The sequence below is a fragment of the Paraburkholderia suaedae genome (genome assembly GCF_040812055.1).
Classification (GTDB): domain Bacteria; phylum Pseudomonadota; class Gammaproteobacteria; order Burkholderiales; family Burkholderiaceae; genus Paraburkholderia.
In genome coordinates, this window is the sequence record NZ_JBFOAH010000018.1 from 100,768 (window position 1) to 118,368 (window position 17,601).

Sequence of the window (17,601 nt, forward strand, 5' to 3'; positions counted from 1 at the left end):
ACGCTCCGCTCAAGCTTTCCGGCGAACTTGCTGGATCGCCGAGACGATGTTGGAATAGGCGCCGCACCTGCAGATATTTCCGCTCATCGCTTCCTTGACGTCCTCGTCGCTGTGACCATAAGGCTCGCTGAGCAGCGCGACAGCCGACATGATCTGGCCGGAGGTGCAGTACCCGCACTGAAAGCCATCGTGTTCGACGAAGGCGGCCTGCATCGGATGCAGATTGCCCGGCCGTCCAAGGCCTTCGATGGTCGTGATCGCCTCACCCTCATGGGTGGCGGCAAGGCTTAGACAGGAATTCAGGCGCCTGCCGTCGACATGGACTGTGCAGGCGCCGCACTGGCCGTGGTCGCAACCCTTCTTTGTGCCGGTCAGCCCCAGATGCTCGCGCACGCAATCGAGCAGTGTCGTGCGGGGATCGATATCCAGTTCGTGATCGGTGCCGTTGACGTTCAATCGGACATGTACGTTGGTACTATCTGCACTGAGGTCGTTGGCTCGTGTTTCACCCTGGTCAGCACCGCCGGAAGCTGCATGCGCGACAGAGGAAAGTTGTCCGGCGCCAATCGTGATGCCGGCGGCACCCATGCGGCCCAGGAAAGACCGACGAGACACGCGTTGGAACACCGTCTCGGCATCACTTTGGCTTGTGCTTCGTTTCTGCGACTTTTCGTCCATGAATCGAATTCTCCACTGAATTTATGGATCGGCGAACGACGACGCAATGCGTCGGCGCCTGTTCGACCGAGCTTTTCTTTCTAACACCGGCGATATAAAACCGGACGGACGGCAAGATGAAACTCCTGTCATCTTTCAAGTTTGAGTGGGGCCGTGGCGGGACCAGGCAGGGCGGCGTTTCGTCGCACTGGCAAATGCTGCCCTTCCCTGCATCGCCCAGTGCTTGCCAATTTCATCTTCGGAGCATTAGCACTGAAGGCTTACGATTTCAAAGGTTTCCCTAATCCCGCCCGCGTTCGTATCGCGATTGCTGAGGAAGGTCTCACCAACCGCGTCGAGTCGTCCAGGTCGATCTGCCTGGCGGTGCACATAGGACTCCGAAGTTCCTTGCAAAAAAATCTTTCCGTGTCGTGCAGAAGATAACGAAAACGTCATCAACGGGTCAGTTCCAGGCCACTTCATTTGTCTACAGTAGAAGTCTCGGATTGCAAAACCGGAACAGATTCCATGAAGTTCATGAAACGGGTCTTCTCAATCGTTGTGCCGTCATGCATCGCGTTCGGTATGGCGGGCCATGCGCTCGCCGATCAGGACAATCAGGCACTGCTCCCCCCATCGGAGGCGATTCAGCGCACGCCTGAAGAGCTGCAGGAGCTTGTTGCTCCCATCGCGCTGTATCCGGATCCACTGGTCGCAGAAATTCTCGCGGCAGCCACACATACGGCGGAAGTCGTCGAAGCGGACCGCTGGATGCAATCGAATTCCCAATTGACCGGGGAGGCACTGGCCGCTCAAGTCGATCAGCAATTCTGGGATCCCAGCATCAAGGCGCTTACAGGATTTCCCGCCGTGCTCGCAGACATGGACCAGAATGTCGTCTGGACATCATCGCTTGGCGACGCGTACCTCAGCCAATCGCAGCAATTGATGGCGGCCATCCAGACGATGCGGCAGCGGGCCAGCACCGCAGGTAACCTGCAAATCAACCAGCAGGAAACGGTAGCGAACGATGGTGGATTGATCAGCATCATGCCAGCCGATCCCGCGGTTGTGTACGTGCCCGAATACGATCCGTCGCTCGTGTATGGTGCGCCGGTGGCGCTCTGGCCTGGCTGGTATCCCGATCCGGGCCTCTACCTTGATGGGCCGGGGATTGTGTTCGGCGTTGGATTCGATCTGGGATACTTCGGCGGTTACGGATGGGGCTGGCGACACTGGAGGCCCGACTGGCACCATCAGGCGGTATGGTTCCATGGCGGCCAGTATGCGTGGCACAACCGCAATATCGTTGACGCCAATCACTTCGCTCACAGCAACGAAGGTTTCAATCCTGCCCGCGGCGCTTACGGCATGCGCGGCATATACGGCGCGGCGCACACGCACCTGCCTGGGATGTCGTCGCGAGAATTTCTCGGACCGCATACGGCCCCCGGCGTCGGATTGGGCCGGTTCGGGGGAATCGACCCCGAAGGCTTCGGTCGCGCAGAGTTCGGTAGGGGGCGTTTAGGCTTTGGCGCGCTGGGACACGCGGGGGTAGGACACGTGAGCGCAGGCGCCCATGGCGGAAGCGGACACGGTTAGGAGCAGTGCGCGCGCCGCGCACTAGCAGTCACCGCGCCCGTTCCTGGCGGTCGTGGAAAGGCGTCTTGAGCAGGAAGTCGCGCCACATGCGGACTACGCTCTGCTGACCACGGTGCCCAGCATTGGTCAAACGCTGGCCACCGTCATCCGGCCGGAAGCCCGGAGCATCGACCGTTTCGCCAGCGCCGGTATTGCTTTTCGCAGCTCAGTGATGCAAGGTCAAGCTCGTCAATAAACGCCTCGATGATCCTGAACGGATTGTCCCCGGCAACGAACTCATCGAGGCATTCTGGAATGCATGTCACCAGCTTGCGATCCTCGGCTTCTGCGAATCGCTTCGTCGGGTCACCATGCTGAACGCGCTAATCCAGCCTACGGAACCCGGTTATTTCGCCGGGGCGCTGACTTCGTTAAGGAGCGTCAGGTCTTCCGGAGAAAGTTGCAGGCGCGTCGCCGCCACCATACTTTCCAGTTGTTCCACCGAGGTTGTGCTCGCAATCGGCGCCATCACGCTCGGCCGTGCGATAATCCAGGCAAGTGCCACGGTGGAGGGCGTGGTGTCGTTACGTTTGGCCACGTCAATGAGCGCATCGACGATTCGTAGTCCACGGTCGTTCAGGTACTTGTTCAGGAATGGACCACGCGCACGCTTATTGATGTCCGCCTTCGAACGGTATTTTCCGCTCAGGAAGCCGCTCGCCAGGCTGAAGTACGTGACTACCGCCAGGTTATGCGTCTGTGCGACCGGTTCGAGATCCGTCTCGTAACCTTCCCGATCGTACAGGTTGTACTCAGGCTGAAGCACCTGATAAGCCGGCAAGCCCGATTCCTTCGATACCTTCAACGCTGCCTCGAGCCGCGCGCCGGTGAAGTTCGACGCGCCAATCACGCGCACCTTGCCCGCCTTGATCAGCTTCTGGTACGCGCCGAGCGTCTCTTCCATCGGCGTCGTCTCGTCGTCGAAGTGAGAAAAATAGATGTCGATGTAATCGGTCTGAAGGCGGCGCAGCGAATCGTCGACGGCTGCCTCGATATTCACCGCCGACAGCCCGAGCCGCGTCTTCAACCTGCTGACCTTGGTCGCAAGCACGATCTTGTCGCGCTTGCCGCTTTCCTTGAACCACTTGCCGATGATCGTTTCGGACTCGCCGCCCTGATGGCCCTCGGCCCACTGCGAGTAGGCGTCGGCCGTATCGACGAAGTTCAAGCCGTGGTCGACGAACGCGTCAAGGATGGAGAACGACGTCCGCTCGTCGGCCGTCCAGCCGAAGACGTTGCCGCCGAAGACGAGGGGTGCGACTTGAAGACTGGAGGTTCCGATGGTGTGTAGGTGCATGGCTTTCTTCGCTTACGGTGTTGAGTTGAAACGAACGGAATGGGATACGCGCTAATACGGCCGATCGGTTGCAAAGGAAGGAACCCGAGGACTCGCCTGCAAGGCATCACGCGCGGAACGCCGGCGGGCTACCGGGCTCACATGAAAGTGAAAATCTGCTCGCGCGGCAGGCGCGACTTCGGTAGGTTGGCATTGAAATCCTGCTCGCTGCGATGGCCGAACGCCGCCAGCACAACGCTCGTAAGCCCGCGTTCGCGCAGCCCAAGCTCGAGGTCGAGCGCCCGCGAATCGAAGCCTTCCATCGGCGTCGCGTCGATGCCGAGCACGGCCGCGCTCACGAGCAGTCCGCCCAGCGCAAGATACACTTGCTTCTCCATCCACTGAGGCACGTCGCGCAACTCGTAGCGGTGCATGTCCACATACGAGCGGCGGGACTTTTCCTGCATGCCCCTCGCTCCGTCGACCTGGAACCGTCCGTCATGGCCTTCCTGCTCAAGGACAGCGTCGAGGTGATCCGCGTCCATATCGGTGCGCATACAGAGCGCGATCACGTGCGAGGCGTTCACTATTTTCGGTTCGTTGTACACGTAGGCGCCCTGCGTTGCCTTGGCCACGCGCGCGCGGCCTTCTGGCGTCGACGCGACGACATAGTGCCAAGGCTGCGAGTTGACCGACGAAGGACTGTAGTGAAGCGTCGCGAGCAACGCATCGACCGATGCTTGCGGCAACGAACGACCCGGCTCAAATGCTTTGACGGTGTGACGGGTTTGTACGGCGTCAATCAAATTCATGGCAATACCCTTCTAATGGAGACAGACTAGCAACCGAAACAGAAAGCTGACCGGCGACTCAAAACCCTTCGAGAACGATCTTGCCGCGCGCGCGATTGCTTTCGATGAGCGCGTGCGCGCGCCGCAGGTTGTCCGCGTTGATCGCCCCGAAATGCTCGCCAAGCGTCGTACGCAGCGTGCCTGCGTCGACCAGCGTTGCGATGCGCTCGAGAATCTCGTGCTGGCGGATCATGTCAGGCGTCTCGAATAGAGACCGCGTGAACATGAGTTCCCAGTGCAGCGAGATTGCTTTCAACTTGAGCGGCATCGCGTCGAGCGTTTTCGGATCGTCGATGACGCCAAGCTTGCCTTGCGGCGCGAGCACGTCGACGATCTGGGGATAGCGCGCCTCGGTATGCGTGAGGCTCGCGACATAGCGCACCTGCTCAACGCCGATCCGGCGCAGCTCGTCTTGCAGCGGGCGCGCATGATCGATGACGTCGTGCGCTCCCAGATCGCGAACCCATTCTTGCGTCTGCGGTCGTGATGCCGTGCCGATCACGCGCAGCTTCGTCAGTTGCCGCGCGAGTTGAGTGAGAATCGAGCCGACGCCACCGGCCGCGCCGATGATCAGAAGCGCATCGCCGTCGCCCCCGTCCTCGGCAACGCAGAGGCGATCAAAGAGCAGCTCCCAGGCTGTAAGTGAAGTCAGCGGCAATGCGGCCGCGCGCGCGTCGTCGAGCGTGGTGGGTTGATGACCCGCGATGCGCTCGTCGACGATGCAGTACTCGGCATAGGCGCCGGCGCGGGCGACGGAGCCGGCGTAAAACACCTTATCGCCGACCTTGAACAGCGTGACGGCGGCGCCGACGGCTTCTACCGTCCCGGCGGCATCCCATCCAAGCAAGCGCGGCGTGTCGCCCAGCATTCCCGCACGAACCTTGGTGTCGACGGGGTTCACGGCAATGGCGCGAATTTTCACCAGCAGATCGCGCGGACCCGGCTCGGGCTTTGGCAATTCGGTTTCGTATAGTGCACGCGGATCTTCGATCGGCAACCCGTGCTGGTCATAAACGATGGCTTTCATTCGGCGTTACTCTTTGGCGTTCGACAGCGAGCCGCTTTGGCGGCTCGGACGTTGTGTTAATGATGTACTGCACACGCATCCCGGAAAACGGGGAGAGTCTGGTAAAACTTTCACTACAGGAACGAAAAAGGTCCGGTTCGACGCCAGGTCGAACGCTTCTTTGCACTGGTCACCTACAAGGCCATCCGCACGGGCTCGTTTGGCTCGGTCAAACAACTGATCAGGCGCATCGATCGGTTCGTCTCCCACTGCAACGAAAACTGCAAACCATTCATGTGGACCGCCTCAGTTGACTCCATCCTCGAAAAACTATACCGACTTTGTTGGCGAATCAGCGGAACGCAACACTAGAGGATGACTTTGAGGCCGGTATAGATGAGTCGCACACCGATTACCAACAGGATGATGTACGCGAACTTATACAAATGCGTGACCTTTAGCCGGCGGTTCAGCCAAACACCTGCACAGATCCCAACTACCGCAAAAGGCGTGAGAGCGAGGCTCGCGAGTAAAGTCGTGCGGGTGAACAGCCCAAGCATCGAAAAGCTGACTAGTTTCGCTAAATTGACGACGGCAAAAAACGCAGCCGTGGTCCCGGCAAAGCAGCGCTTGGTTAGCTTATACGGCAACAGATAGATGGCCAGCGCCGGTTCGCCCGCGTTCGCCATGAAACTTGCGAAGCCAGAGGTAGCTCCCCAGAAGATGCTTGAGGCCGGGTGCAAACCATGGTGATCTTCCCTTGCAGGGGGACGAGACTCGGACCAGCGACGCCGGGCAAAGTCGATTGAGATCACACCGACGCCAAGTCTCAGCCATGCTTCCGAAAGATGGTGTATCGCCACTGCACCTAGCCCAATGCCAAACAGTGCGGCGGGGATCGCGATACGCAGCAATGGCCAATTCCATTCGCCGCGATATTGCCAGAGCGTGACCAGATCAGTCAGGCAAAGAATGGGCAAAAGAAGTGTCACGACAACGGGCACTGGCAAGTGCAGTGCCATAAGTGGCACTGCCACGACGCCGAGGCCAAGCCCGAGACTACCCTTTGAGATGCTGGTCAGGAGGAGTGCCGGGATGCTTGCAGCGTAGAACCAGGGATCGCTGATTAAGAAAGTACCAAACATCTAGTGAATTCCGATGCCGACGCATTACAAAGCTTGAGGCGACTATTCAACCATGGCTGGTCCGAGGCAGTCGCCAACTCCGGCACAACTGATCGAGCGAGTCGCATACGGTGCAACCCAGATTCGAGGGCGCGCTAGTAGCAGTGACTAACCCCCACGAATGATAAAACGCAATTGCGGTACGTTCGGATGGGGCGGCCAGCCGTAAAGCCGCAGAAACGCGAAAATTGGCATGCTACAGCTACTTGATCTCGCACGCAATGGAAACGATTATTATGTCTATTTCATCCGGCTTGTGACCCGATTGTTGCGCGTTGGAATGCTGTGGTTGCCCGTAATGTCGATGCAGCGCCGCTCAGTCGCTTCTTTCAATCTGCAGCTTCGGTGTGCCCCACCTGATTGGTCGTTGATCGGGACCCAACCCGCCGCGGGCGGCACGTCATTGTCGATGCCGCAACGAATGTGCCGATCCGAACGTTGATTCAATTCACGCCATAAATGACATTCCAGATAATTACCGAATAAAACCAACATCATTACAATTTCTTCATTGTGCAGATCCACAAAGTTCACTCACATTTAGAACGTTTGTCGCATAGTTCCGCATAAGGAATCAGTGGTTGTTTGACCAGAACAACACAACTGTTTCAGGTCGGCCTGAACCCTATGATCCGTTTGCACGGAGAATGCGCCCGCCAGACGTGTGAGACGGCAGGAAATCACCAGGCAACAGATCATGTTCCGATCCGGCATTTCGCCTCACTGAATACGTGATCCGATAACACGTACCTGACACACCGCATGAAGCAACTCGAATCAACCTGCATCGACCCGTTTAATCTATAAGGCGATTACCATGACTGATCTGTCTAGACGCAAAGTTCTGGTGGGTGCTGCCGCTTCCGCTGCGGCCATGGGCGTGGCGGCCACGGCCAAAGCCGCCTCGTTCGGCAACCCGGACCGGCCGCCCGAAGGCCAGATAAACGGGAAGAGCCCGACCAGTCTCAGCGATCCGGGCCCGCAGAATCCTGCGATCGCGAACCAGTTCCCGTCATTCCAGAATCCGCCAGCAACCGACATCAACGGCATGCCGCTCTTCTGGGCCTCGTTCAACAATGCGCACAAGCGTTATCAGAACGGCGGCTGGGCGCGTGAAGTGACGCAGGATGACTTCGCGATTTCGGAGGACATTTCGGGCGTGAACATGCGTCTCTCGGCCAATGGCATCCGTGAGATGCACTGGCACCAGCAGGCTGAGTGGGCCATCATGGTGGACGGAAAATGCCGGATCACGATCCTGGATGAACAAGGCCGTCCACAGGTGGCCGACGTCAAAACCGGCGACCTCTGGTATTTCCCCCCAGGCCTGCCGCACTCGTTGCAAGGCCTTGGCCCGAGTGGCGCTGAATTCGTCCTCGCGTTCGACAACGGCCGCGCATCCGAATTCAACACGCTCCTGGTAACGGACTGGGTTGCGCATACGCCGCCCGAGGTGCTCGCCCGTAACTTCAACGTGCCGGCCGACGTATTCAAGAATATCCCTCTCGACAATCTGTGGATCTTCCAGGGCACGAACCCCGGCCCGCTGGAGGCCGCGCAACGCGCAGTGGCGAGTCCTCGTGGCGCGCCGATGCATCCGTTCATCTTCTCGCTCGCCGATTTGCCGCCGCTCAAACAAACCAAAGGCGGGACGGTGCAGATTGCCGACAGCCGTAACTTCAAGGCATCGGCAAACATCGCCGCTGCGCTGGTCACGGTCAAGCCGGGCGGTATCCGCGAGTTGCACTGGCATCCGAACGCGGACGAGTGGCAGTACTACATCAAAGGTCAAGGCCGGATGACGGTATTCGACACGGGCCCGAAGGCGGCGACCGCCGACTTCCGTGCAGGCGACATCGGCTACGTAAAGAAGAGCCTCGGACATTACGTGGAGAATACCGGCGACACCGACCTGGTCATGGTTGAAGTCTTCAAGAGCGATCACTTCGCGGAAGTTTCGCTCTCCGACTGGCTGACGCACACGCCGCCGCAGATGATCATGGACACGCTGAACATCAGTGCTGCAGACCTCGCGCGTTTCCCGAACAATCGTCCGGACATCCTGCCGCTCTGATCCGCACGGTCGCGGGCGCGACGCATCCGCGCTGTGCTCGCCAACCGCCTGCCTCATTTTGAAGAGTGTCCAACAAACATGACGTCACCATTTTCCAAGTCGACCCAACCCAGCGTCGGGCCGACTGGCAGCGTGACGCTGCAGACGGAGCTTGCGGTGCGTGCGTCACTCGACGGACGCCGCAAAGGCCTGCGGGCATTGCTACCGTTCGTCGGGCCGGCGGTGATCGCGTCGGTCGGCTATATGGACCCGGGCAACTTTGCCACCAACCTGCAAGCCGGCTCGACGTACGGCTATCAGTTGCTTTGGGTGGTGTTGATTGCAAACCTCGTGGCAATGCTGTTCCAGTCGATGTCCGCGAAACTCGGCATCGTCACAGGCCGTAATCTTGCTCAGCTGTGCCGTGAGCAGTTTTCGCGGTCCGTTGTAATCGCCATGTGGATCGCATCGGAACTGGCTGCCATCGCCACGGATATCGCCGAATTCCTCGGCGGGGCATTAGGCATCTCCTTGCTGTTTCACGTCTCGCTCGTGGTCGGGATGGGCGTGACTGGGGTGGTGACCTTCGCCATCCTGTCGCTCGACAAACGCGGCTTTCGTCCGCTCGAACTGATGATTGCCGGGCTCGTCGCGGTGATCGGTCTTAGCTATCTGTACGAACTCGTGATCGCGCCGCCGGACTGGCATGCGGCACTCCTGGGTACCATTGTCCCGCATCTGCATGGTGCGTCGTCCGTGACGCTCGCGGTGGGGATCGTCGGTGCGACGATCATGCCACATACTCTTTATCTGCACTCCCGACTAACTCAGACTCGCACGCTTGCGCGTAACGACGGCGAACGTCGGCGGCTACTCCGCTTCTCAAACAAGGAAGTCGTCGTTGCGCTCGGCTTCGCCACTTTCGTGAATCTTGCGATGGTGATGATGTCGGCGTCCGTGTTCGGCAAATCCGGCTCGGGCGTGGCCGACGTCAGCGTCGCCTATCACACGCTGATTCCCCTGCTGGGTGTTGGCGCCGCGACCGTGTTTCTGGTTTCATTGCTGGCGTCCGGCATTTCGAGTTCAGCGGTGGGGACGATGGCCGGTCAGGTGATCATGCAGGGCTTCGTCGGCTTCAGAATTCCGATCTGGGTACGGCGCCTGATTACTGCAGTGCCGGCCTTCGTCGTCGGTCTGAACGGCAATGTGATGGACGCGATGATGGGCAGTCAGGTGGTGTTGAGCCTCATCTTGCCACTGCCGCTAGTTGCACTCGTCGTGGTGTCGTCGCGCCGTAGCGTGATGGGCGATTTTGTCGCCGGCAAGAAGACCGTATTGGCCGCGCTCGCCGCGACGGTCTTGATCGTCGTGCTCAATGTTGTGCTGATCTGGCAGATGGTGTCTTAAGAGTCCTTAACAAAATGAACGAAGGGGCTGTTAACCCTCGATGAATGCTGTTAACCTTTTCATTGTTTCGACGACGAAAAGGACATGGCCAAGCCGATACTCGACGACGAACTGTGGGCACTCATCGAACCGTTGCTGCCCCCTCCCAAACCACGACGAATCCGTTATCCGGGGCGCAAGCCGCTCGACAATCGTGCGGTGCTCACCGGCATTCTCTTCGTCTTACAGACAGGTCTGCGTTGGGACCTGCTACCTCGCGAGATGGGTTGCGGCAGCGGCATGAGTTGCTGGCGTCGCCTGCGTGACTGGCAAGCCGCTGGCGTCTGGGTGCAGTTGCACGAGGTGCTGCTTGCGCGACTGCGCGCAGCCGACCAAATCGACTGGTCTCGCGTCATCGTCGATTCCTCTTCAATCCGTGCTGTGGGCTCAGGTCAAAAACAGGACCGAATCCCACGGACCGCGCGCGACCCGGTTCAAAACACCATCTCATCACCGAAGCGCAGGGCATCCCGCTCGCGGTGATTCTGACCGGCGCCAACCGCAACGACGTCACTCAACTTCAAGCGTTGGTCGAGGCAATTCCGCCAATCGGCGGCAAGCGTGGCAGACCACTATCGAAGCCTCGGGTCGTTCAGGGCGACAGAGGCTACGACCACGACAAGTATCGACGTCCACTGCATGCCGCCGGCATTGCCACCGACATCGCTCGACGTGGTGAGCCTCATGGTAGTGGGCTAGGCAAGACACGCTGGGTTGTGGAGCGGACCATCTCGTGGCTTCACAACTTCCGTCGACTGCGCATCCGCTTCGAACAGCTCGCTTTCATCCACGAGGCTTTCCTCAGAATCGCCTGCTGCATCATATGTTGGCGACACCTGCAAAAGTCATTCTGTTAACACCTCTAAGGCGGATTCGAGGCGCTAAACGATGGCGTCGACGCACCCTGCTCGGCTGACACGGGTACACGCCGGCCGCCATAACCGGGCGAAAACCCTGCAATGGCTGCTGACCCACTGGTTCACCGGCCATACGCTAGCCGTGAGGCGGGTGACTGAAAACGCCACGACCCGACCGTTTGCGGTTCTTGCATTGGGGAATTTACGCGGCCTGCCCATGTTCTGTTACAGGAAGTGCCAGTTCCCCAGCATCGAGAGCGCGCGCGACGCATTGCCTGATTTCGGGTGTGTCGGCGTTGAGGTCCAACGTCACCGCACGGGTCGGCTGTAGGGAACAGTAAGCCGACTCGCGGTTATTCCGAAATTGGAAAGACGCCTTGCGGCGTCCTTCGAGTCGTGTGAGTGGCTACGAGTTACAACTCGAAGTCAGCATTTAGAACCGGTGGCGCAAGCCGATCGCCGTGACAAGCTGTTTGTTAGTCGAAGACTGCGTCATGCCGTAGACGCCAGCGTTAAATATAGCGTTGCCATTGCCGCCGCCGACGAGCTGATAGACCGCTTGCGCGTACACGTCGGTGCGAGCCGAAAACTGGTAATCGGCCTGAACCACAAAATTGTTCCAATGCGGGTCGGCCGCCGGTCCGGTTGATCCGCCCGAAAATGCACCCATGGTGTACGTGTACGACGCACCGAGGCTAAAATCGGGCCGCACGAAATAGCGGCCGTTGACCTCGAAGTTGTCGAATTTCATCGACTGGCCAGAGATGGTGTTGGTGGCGCCGAAGAGCGAGTTGATGTTGTAGGTAACGGAATGGGTGTATACGAGGCCGACGGTAGACTTTTCGCCGAACTTGTACTGAGCACTGGCGCCCCAGATTCGTTGGTCGCCGCCCCCCGCCAGCTGGTCGCCGTCGTTTATGCTTGATGCGCCTGCCGCGTTCGGCAATGCCGCGTCGCGGTTGAGTTGAAGATACGCGGCCCCAATATTGATGGGACCGTTGGAATAGCTGGCGCCCAAACTGTATGCGTTGTTGTCCCCGCCTGCGCCCGCCATGTTGGAGAATGCATACATCGCGCCGGCCTTGAAGCCGCCGTACGAGATGCTGCTGAACTTGACCGAATTGTTCAGACGCAAGTCGTTGTCCAGGTTGTCATTGTCATACGGGTGCGCGGCAAGATTGCCGCCGAAACCCGATCCCGTCCCGCTATTCGGTGCGACATAGTCAACCATGAAATCGTATTGACGGCCCAGCGTAAGCGCCCCGTACTGGTTGGAACTGAGACCCACCCACGCCTGCCGGCCAAACAGGTCCGTTTGCGCGGCTGTTGAATTCTTGAGCGCACCATTGTTCAACGTGAAGCCGTTTTCCAGGTCGAACACGGCGTGCAGACCGCCGCCGAGATCCTCATTGCCGCGCAAGCCCCAGCGCGAGGTACTCAGGCTTCCAGAGCTCAGCATGAATTGGCTAGCCCCTTGGCCGGTGCTAGTTTTCACGTTGTTCGCATAGACCATGCTCGTGTCGATGGTGCCGTAAAGCGTCACGCTGCTTTGCGCATGTGCTACCCCTGTGAAAAGCAGGGCTGACCCAATCGCCAGATTCTTCAACTTCATTTCAAGTTCCCCGATAACGTAAGTCGTTCCCGAACAGGCGATTCCCGATCGCCAATACAACAGCGTGCGGAGTATAAGTTTTTGTCGGCGCGCCGCGACTCGAAGTAGTGAAAGACACCGTTTCAGAAGCCTGAACGACGTGTCACAAATAGTCAGCAATCGATTGAGGAACAACGGCGGACGCACGTGGGCACAACGAGGCGCAGAAGGTACGGCGCTGCCTCGCACGGTTTGCTGTCGGGCAGGCGTGACGGTACGTGCGCCGAACGGACATCGAACCTGGACACCGACCCTATCAGTGCGCCGCAATTGGAGACTGTGTCCGGACATTCAGGGGCTGCTCCGTCGCGTGACGCCAGTTTGGCGTCTGATGGAATGCAACGGCGCTCGGCGAAACGCTAACTAAATAAACCTTAATCTGAGTGGCGATGTTTGCTTATGCCGCACCCCCGATCATCGCCTCTGCTGATACACCTCGTCGGTTCCCGCAGGATCAGGGCGCCGACGCAATGCTCATCCGACACAGACACCTTTACATGAACGCCATTGTCCTGGTTGCCTTGCGCCGCCCCCTCACCTTCGTGGTGATGAGCATCCTCATTATCCTGTTCGGCGCGATGGCCGTATTGAAGACGCCGACGGACATCTTTCCCGCCATCCGCATCCCGGTGATCGCGGTCGTGTGGAACTACAACGGACTGTCCCCGCAGGATATGTCCGGCCGCGTAGTCTACTACTACGAGCGCGCGTTGACCGCGACGGTGGCCAACATCGAGCACATCGAGAGCCAGTCCCTGTACGGTGCCGGCATCGTGAAGATCTTCTTTCAACCTGGCACCGACATCGCCGCCGCCCAGGCCCAGGTTGCATCCATCTCGCAGACCGTGCTGAAGCAAATGCCGGCGGGCATCACGCCGCCTCAAGTGCTGGTGTACAACGCGTCCTCGGTCCCGGTGCTGGACCTTCAGGTCTCTGCGCCGAACATGACGGCTGCGCAGGTGTACGACATGGCGTCTAATCTGGTCCGCCCGCAACTGGTGGCCGTGCCGGGTGTCTCAATCCCCAATCCGTATGGGGGCGCTTCATTGAACGTCGAAATCGATCTGGACCAGGCGAAGCTGCTGGCGCACGGCCTCTCGGCCGCAGATGTAGCGGCGGCGCTCAGGTCGCAGAACGTGGTGCTTCCTGCGGGCGACCAGAAGATCGGCGGCCTCGACTTCATGGTTGAAACGAATTCGACGCCTCTCACCGTGCCGACGTTCAACGACATGCCGATCAAGACGGTAAACGGCGCAACGGTCTATCTGCGCGACGTCGCCTACGTGCATCGCGGGGCGCCACCGCAGACGAACGCGGTCCTGGTGAAAGGCAAGCAGTCGGTGCTGATCCAGATTTTCAAGAGCGGCGACGCTTCGACACTGGCCGTGGTGGCAGGCATCAAGCAGGCGCTGCCCGGCATTGTCCGGACGCTGCCTCCGGGTGTGAAGATTACGCCGCTCAACGATGCCTCGGGGTTCGTGCGCGATTCCGTGCAAGAGGTAGTTCAGGAGATGATCACCGCAGCCATCTTGACAGGACTGACTGTGCTGCTCTTTCTCGGCAGTTGGCGTTCGACGTTGATCGTTGCGACGTCGATTCCGCTCGCGATCCTGTCTTCGATCCTGGTACTGCACTACACCGGGCAGACAATTAATGTCATGACGCTTGGCGGATTGGCGCTCGCGGTCGGTATTCTGGTCGACGACGCGACCGTCATGATCGAAAACATCGATTCCCACCTTGAAACGGGCGCCGATCTGGAAGAGGGAATCATTGCGGCGGCAAACCAGATCGTTGTGCCGACGCTCGTCGCGACGCTGTGCATCTGTATTGTGTGGCTGCCGTTGTTTCAGTTGGGCGGCATCTCAGGGTATCTGTTCCGCCCGCTTGCCGAAGCCATCATCTATGCGATGGTCGCTTCGTTCATCCTCTCGCGCACGCTGGTGCCGACGATGGCCGCATGGCTGTTGCGCGGCCAGGTCAAAGCGCACGGGCATGAGCACGAAGGCAACCCTGGCTTCTTCACCCGGTTTCAGCGACGCTTCGAGCAGGGTTTCTTGCACTTTCGCGATCAATATCGAGACGTTCTGACCGCCGCGGTGATTCATCGCAAGCGCTTCATCATAGGCTTCGTTGCCTTTGCGCTCGCGTCGATGAGTCTGCTGGCTTTCCTCGGCAGAGACTTTTTCCCAAGCATCAAATCGGGTGAACTCGATTTGCATATGCGCGCGCCGATCGGTACACGGCTTGAAGATGCATCGAAGATTGCGGTGCTCGTCAATGGCCAGATCCGGAAGATCCTGCCGGGCGACGTCGCCAATCTCGTCGATAACTGCGGTCTGCCCTCCAGCAGCCTCAACCTGGCCTATACCTCCGACGGCACGATCGGTCCGCAGGACTGCGACATTACGATCAGTCTGAAGGATGGACAGTCGCCTGTGGAGGACTACCGGTCCAAGCTGCGCCGCGCACTGCCAACGCTGTTTCCCGGCACGGTGTTTAGCTTCCTGCCCGGCGACATCACGGCCAAGATCCTGAACTTCGGCCTGCCCGCGCCAATCGATGTGCAGATCTCGGGCCGCCGACAAGCGCAGAACATGGCCTTCGCGCAGACGCTGGCGGCACGCATCCGCAAGATTCCGGGCAGCGCCGACGTCCGCATTCAACAGGCGTTCAACGAGCCGACGCTCAGGATTGCCGCGGACCGCTCGCTTGCCTCCGGTATGAACCTGACGGAAGCCGACATCGCGAATAACGCGCTTGCGACGCTGTCCGGCAGCGGGCAGACCGCGCCGACGTACTGGCTCGACACGACGAACGGCGTCTCGCACCTCGTCAACATGCAGACGCCGCAAGACCAGCTCGCGTCGACGAACGACCTGGAGACGATTCCGATCAATCAGGGCAACGGGAATCCAGGTGGACAGCCGTCGCAGTTGCTGGGCGCACTCGGCACCATAACGCAAACCGGCACGCCTCTGTTGGTGTCTCACTACGGCATCCTGCCCTCGGTCGATATCTACGTCAGCAACCAGGGGCGCGACCTCGGCGCTGTCTACGATCAGGTCGAACAGGTGGTGAAGGAGATGAATGCGCAAGTGCCGCAAGGCGCGACCGTGCATCTGCGCGGCCAGGCTACGACGATGAACAGCGCGTATGTGCAACTTCTCGGGGGACTGGCGCTTTCCGTGCTGCTGGTTTACCTGGTAATCGTCGTCAATTTCCAGTCATGGCTCGACCCTTTCATCATCATCACGGCATTGCCAGGAGCGCTCGCCGGCATTGTCTGGAGCCTCTTCCTCACACATACGAACGGTTCGGTGCCTGCGCTCACGGGCGCAATCATGTGCATGGGCACGGCGACGGCCAACTCGATCCTGGTCGTGTCGTATGCCCGTGAGCGCCTCGCGGAACACGGTGATGCGATCGCCGCGGCCATCGAAGCCGGATACGCCCGTATTCGCCCGGTTTTGATGACCGCCCTCGCGATGATCATCGGGATGCTCCCGATGTCCATGAGCAATACTCAAAACGCACCGCTCGGACGCGCGGTCATTGGTGGACTTCTCGTCGCGACGTTCGCAACTTTGCTCTTTGTTCCCTGCGTATTCGCGATGATGCATCGCAACGACAAGAAAGCCACGGAGTCCTATCTATGAACGTAAATCGCGAATTTGTGGCCCCGAGCCGAACCCGATCTAAGTGGTCCGCCGCAATTGCCGCGCTTGTTCTTGCCGGCCTCGTTGTCCGCGGCATCGTCGAACGCCACGACAATGTCACCGATCTCAAGTCGGTCGCGGACGAGGAGTCCATACCGCAGGTTCAGGTTATGACGCCTATGTCAGGACCCGCCACGCGAACGATCACGCTGCCCGGCAACATCAAGGCCTGGTACACCGCCCCGATCTATGCGCAGATTACCGGCTACGTGCACAAGTGGTACGTGGATTACGGCGCGTTCGTCAAGGCCGGTACCTTGCTCGCCACGATTGATGCGCCTACCGTCGACGAGCAGTACCAGACGGCGGTCGCGAATCTCGACGTGGCGAAAACCAACGGCACGCTTGCCGACGTGACGGCGCAGCGCTGGAAGGCACTTGCGGGCACGGAAGCCGTCGCGCAGGAGGAGGTGGACGTCAAAGTCGCGGATGCCGCAGCGAAGAAGGCTCAAGTGCTGGCAGCCCGGCATGACCTCGCGCGCTACCAGGCGCTCGAGGGGTTCAAGAATATCGTGGCGCCTTTCGACGGCGTCGTCACCTCGCGCGACACGGACGTAGGCAACTATGTGAACGCCGCGGGCGGTGACGTGAGTTCCCGTGGGACGGCGGATGAGCTGTTCTCAGTAGCGGATATACACAAGATGCGGCTCTTCGTTTCCGTGCCGCAGGACTATGCGGACATGCTGAAGCCGGACCTCGAGGCGACCTTCACCCTGCCTCAGTATCCGGGCCGCCAGTTCAATGCGACGCTCCTGACGACCGCGAACGCGTTCAACCCGCAGACGCGAACCGTCATCACGGAATTGGTGGCTCAAAACCCGGACCATCTGATCTGGCCCGGCACCTATGCGACGGTTCGATTTGTCGTGCCCACCAACAAGAGCGTGCTCGTCGTGCCCGAACAGGCGCTGCTGTTCCGCGACCAGGGCATGCAGCTGGCGGTCATCGGTTCGGATGACAGGGTGCACCTGCAAAACGTCAAGCTCGGGCTGAATCTTGGCCAGAACGTTCAAGTGCTCTCTGGCCTGAAACCAACCGACCGCTTCGTCGCCAATCCTTCGGCGGGCACCCTCGAAGGCGAGAAAGTGCAAATCGTAAGTGGCGTACCGGGCATCGCGCCCCAAGCGGAGGTCCGAACCTCGGCATCTGAGCCGGCGCATTCAAGCGGGAATCAGCAAGCCAACGTCGCGGCTGCCACGAGCGAGCCAAGATGATGCGTTACTTCAATCCTCGTTGCCGTCTTGCCGTCGCCACGACCCT

Annotated in this window: 14 protein-coding genes and 1 pseudogene; 8 read left to right on the forward strand and 7 right to left on the reverse strand. The window is 59.6% G+C overall.

From position 1 onward, the window contains the following. Nucleotides 1-9 precede the first annotated feature (9 nt). Nucleotides 10-678, reverse strand: coding sequence for a (2Fe-2S)-binding protein (locus tag ABQJ48_RS23190; RefSeq protein WP_367840335.1), 669 nt, complete (start codon nucleotides 676-678; stop codon nucleotides 10-12). A 507-nt stretch (nucleotides 679-1,185) separates the two neighbouring features. On the opposite strand from ABQJ48_RS23190, the gene ABQJ48_RS23195 reads away from it, so the two are divergent. Next, nucleotides 1,186-2,259, forward strand: a complete 1,074-nt coding sequence (locus ABQJ48_RS23195) for a DUF3300 domain-containing protein (RefSeq protein ID WP_367840336.1) — start codon at nucleotides 1,186-1,188, stop codon at nucleotides 2,257-2,259. Nucleotides 2,260-2,644: 385 nt separating this feature from the next. Here ABQJ48_RS23195 and ABQJ48_RS23200 read toward each other — a convergent pair whose 3' ends face one another. The 3 genes from ABQJ48_RS23200 to ABQJ48_RS23210 all read right to left on the reverse strand — a co-directional run bounded on the left by ABQJ48_RS23200 (nucleotide 2,645) and on the right by ABQJ48_RS23210 (nucleotide 5,452). Further along, nucleotides 2,645-3,595, reverse strand: coding sequence for an aldo/keto reductase (locus ABQJ48_RS23200; protein ID WP_367840337.1), 951 nt, complete (start codon nucleotides 3,593-3,595; stop codon nucleotides 2,645-2,647). Nucleotides 3,596-3,732: 137 nt separating this feature from the next. Next, nucleotides 3,733-4,386 (reverse strand): oxygen-insensitive NAD(P)H nitroreductase, encoded by a 654-nt coding sequence (gene nfsB / locus ABQJ48_RS23205; RefSeq protein WP_367840338.1) that lies wholly within the window; start codon nucleotides 4,384-4,386, stop codon nucleotides 3,733-3,735. A gap of 58 nt (nucleotides 4,387-4,444) precedes the next feature. Beyond that, on the reverse strand, nucleotides 4,445-5,452 hold the full coding sequence (locus ABQJ48_RS23210; protein WP_367840339.1) for a zinc-binding alcohol dehydrogenase family protein: 1,008 nt from the start codon (nucleotides 5,450-5,452) through the stop codon (nucleotides 4,445-4,447). A 144-nt stretch (nucleotides 5,453-5,596) separates the two neighbouring features. Between ABQJ48_RS23210 and ABQJ48_RS23215 the strand changes: the two are divergent. Further along, nucleotides 5,597-5,803: pseudogene (locus ABQJ48_RS23215) on the forward strand (IS630 family transposase); the annotation flags it as partial. On the opposite strand, the gene ABQJ48_RS23220 reads toward ABQJ48_RS23215, so the two are convergent. Then, the gene (locus ABQJ48_RS23220; protein WP_367840340.1) at nucleotides 5,800-6,576 is read right to left on the reverse strand and encodes a sulfite exporter TauE/SafE family protein; all 777 of its coding nucleotides are present in this window, start codon (nucleotides 6,574-6,576) and stop codon (nucleotides 5,800-5,802) included. The pseudogene ABQJ48_RS23215 and the gene ABQJ48_RS23220 sit on opposite strands and share 4 nt — an antisense overlap. A gap of 279 nt (nucleotides 6,577-6,855) precedes the next feature. Continuing rightward, on the reverse strand, nucleotides 6,856-7,140 hold the full coding sequence (locus ABQJ48_RS23225) for a hypothetical protein (RefSeq protein WP_367840341.1): 285 nt from the start codon (nucleotides 7,138-7,140) through the stop codon (nucleotides 6,856-6,858). A gap of 292 nt (nucleotides 7,141-7,432) precedes the next feature. Here ABQJ48_RS23225 and ABQJ48_RS23230 point away from each other — a divergent pair, with 292 nt between their 5' ends. The 4 genes from ABQJ48_RS23230 (at nucleotide 7,433) to ABQJ48_RS23245 (ending at nucleotide 11,302) form a co-directional block, all read left to right on the forward strand. Next, nucleotides 7,433-8,689 (forward strand): oxalate decarboxylase family bicupin, encoded by a 1,257-nt coding sequence (locus tag ABQJ48_RS23230; RefSeq protein WP_367840342.1) that lies wholly within the window; start codon nucleotides 7,433-7,435, stop codon nucleotides 8,687-8,689. 78 nt (nucleotides 8,690-8,767) lie between these two features. Then, the gene (locus ABQJ48_RS23235; RefSeq protein ID WP_367840343.1) at nucleotides 8,768-10,075 is read left to right on the forward strand and encodes an Nramp family divalent metal transporter; all 1,308 of its coding nucleotides are present in this window, start codon (nucleotides 8,768-8,770) and stop codon (nucleotides 10,073-10,075) included. 84 nt (nucleotides 10,076-10,159) lie between these two features. Beyond that, a protein-coding gene (locus tag ABQJ48_RS23240; protein ID WP_367840344.1) for an IS5 family transposase occupies nucleotides 10,160-10,971 on the forward strand; the annotation gives its coding sequence in 2 pieces (ribosomal slippage) (nucleotides 10,160-10,508 and nucleotides 10,508-10,971; 813 coding nt in all). Nucleotides 10,972-11,002: 31 nt separating this feature from the next. Continuing rightward, nucleotides 11,003-11,302: a reverse transcriptase N-terminal domain-containing protein gene (locus tag ABQJ48_RS23245; RefSeq protein ID WP_367840345.1), complete on the forward strand. Its 300-nt coding sequence runs from the start codon at nucleotides 11,003-11,005 to the stop codon at nucleotides 11,300-11,302. A gap of 102 nt (nucleotides 11,303-11,404) precedes the next feature. Here the strand turns inward: ABQJ48_RS23245 and ABQJ48_RS23250 are convergent, their stop codons facing one another. Next, a complete protein-coding gene (locus ABQJ48_RS23250) occupies nucleotides 11,405-12,583 on the reverse strand; it encodes a porin (RefSeq protein WP_473094173.1) in 1,179 nt (392 codons plus the stop codon). A gap of 536 nt (nucleotides 12,584-13,119) precedes the next feature. Here ABQJ48_RS23250 and ABQJ48_RS23255 point away from each other — a divergent pair. Next, complete coding sequence (locus ABQJ48_RS23255) at nucleotides 13,120-16,281, forward strand: efflux RND transporter permease subunit (RefSeq protein WP_367840347.1); 3,162 nt, start codon at nucleotides 13,120-13,122, stop codon at nucleotides 16,279-16,281. Beyond that, nucleotides 16,278-17,555 (forward strand): efflux RND transporter periplasmic adaptor subunit, encoded by a 1,278-nt coding sequence (locus ABQJ48_RS23260; RefSeq protein WP_367840348.1) that lies wholly within the window; start codon nucleotides 16,278-16,280, stop codon nucleotides 17,553-17,555. The genes ABQJ48_RS23255 and ABQJ48_RS23260 overlap by 4 nt, the downstream gene beginning before the upstream one ends. Nucleotides 17,556-17,601: the final 46 nt, after the last annotated feature.

Coding starts and splice junctions, on each gene's coding strand:
- ABQJ48_RS23190 (WP_367840335.1), bottom strand. CDS start 678: ATGGACGAAAAGTCGCAGAAACGAAGCACAAGCCAAAGTGATGCCGAG.
- ABQJ48_RS23195 (WP_367840336.1), top strand. CDS start 1,186: ATGAAGTTCATGAAACGGGTCTTCTCAATCGTTGTGCCGTCATGCATC.
- ABQJ48_RS23200 (WP_367840337.1), bottom strand. CDS start 3,595: ATGCACCTACACACCATCGGAACCTCCAGTCTTCAAGTCGCACCCCTC.
- nfsB (WP_367840338.1), bottom strand. CDS start 4,386: ATGAATTTGATTGACGCCGTACAAACCCGTCACACCGTCAAAGCATTT.
- ABQJ48_RS23210 (WP_367840339.1), bottom strand. CDS start 5,452: ATGAAAGCCATCGTTTATGACCAGCACGGGTTGCCGATCGAAGATCCG.
- ABQJ48_RS23220 (WP_367840340.1), bottom strand. CDS start 6,576: ATGTTTGGTACTTTCTTAATCAGCGATCCCTGGTTCTACGCTGCAAGC.
- ABQJ48_RS23230 (WP_367840342.1), top strand. CDS start 7,433: ATGACTGATCTGTCTAGACGCAAAGTTCTGGTGGGTGCTGCCGCTTCC.
- ABQJ48_RS23235 (WP_367840343.1), top strand. CDS start 8,768: ATGACGTCACCATTTTCCAAGTCGACCCAACCCAGCGTCGGGCCGACT.
- ABQJ48_RS23245 (WP_367840345.1), top strand. CDS start 11,003: ATGGCGTCGACGCACCCTGCTCGGCTGACACGGGTACACGCCGGCCGC.
- ABQJ48_RS23250 (WP_473094173.1), bottom strand. CDS start 12,583: ATGAAGTTGAAGAATCTGGCGATTGGGTCAGCCCTGCTTTTCACAGGG.
- ABQJ48_RS23255 (WP_367840347.1), top strand. CDS start 13,120: ATGAACGCCATTGTCCTGGTTGCCTTGCGCCGCCCCCTCACCTTCGTG.
- ABQJ48_RS23260 (WP_367840348.1), top strand. CDS start 16,278: ATGAACGTAAATCGCGAATTTGTGGCCCCGAGCCGAACCCGATCTAAG.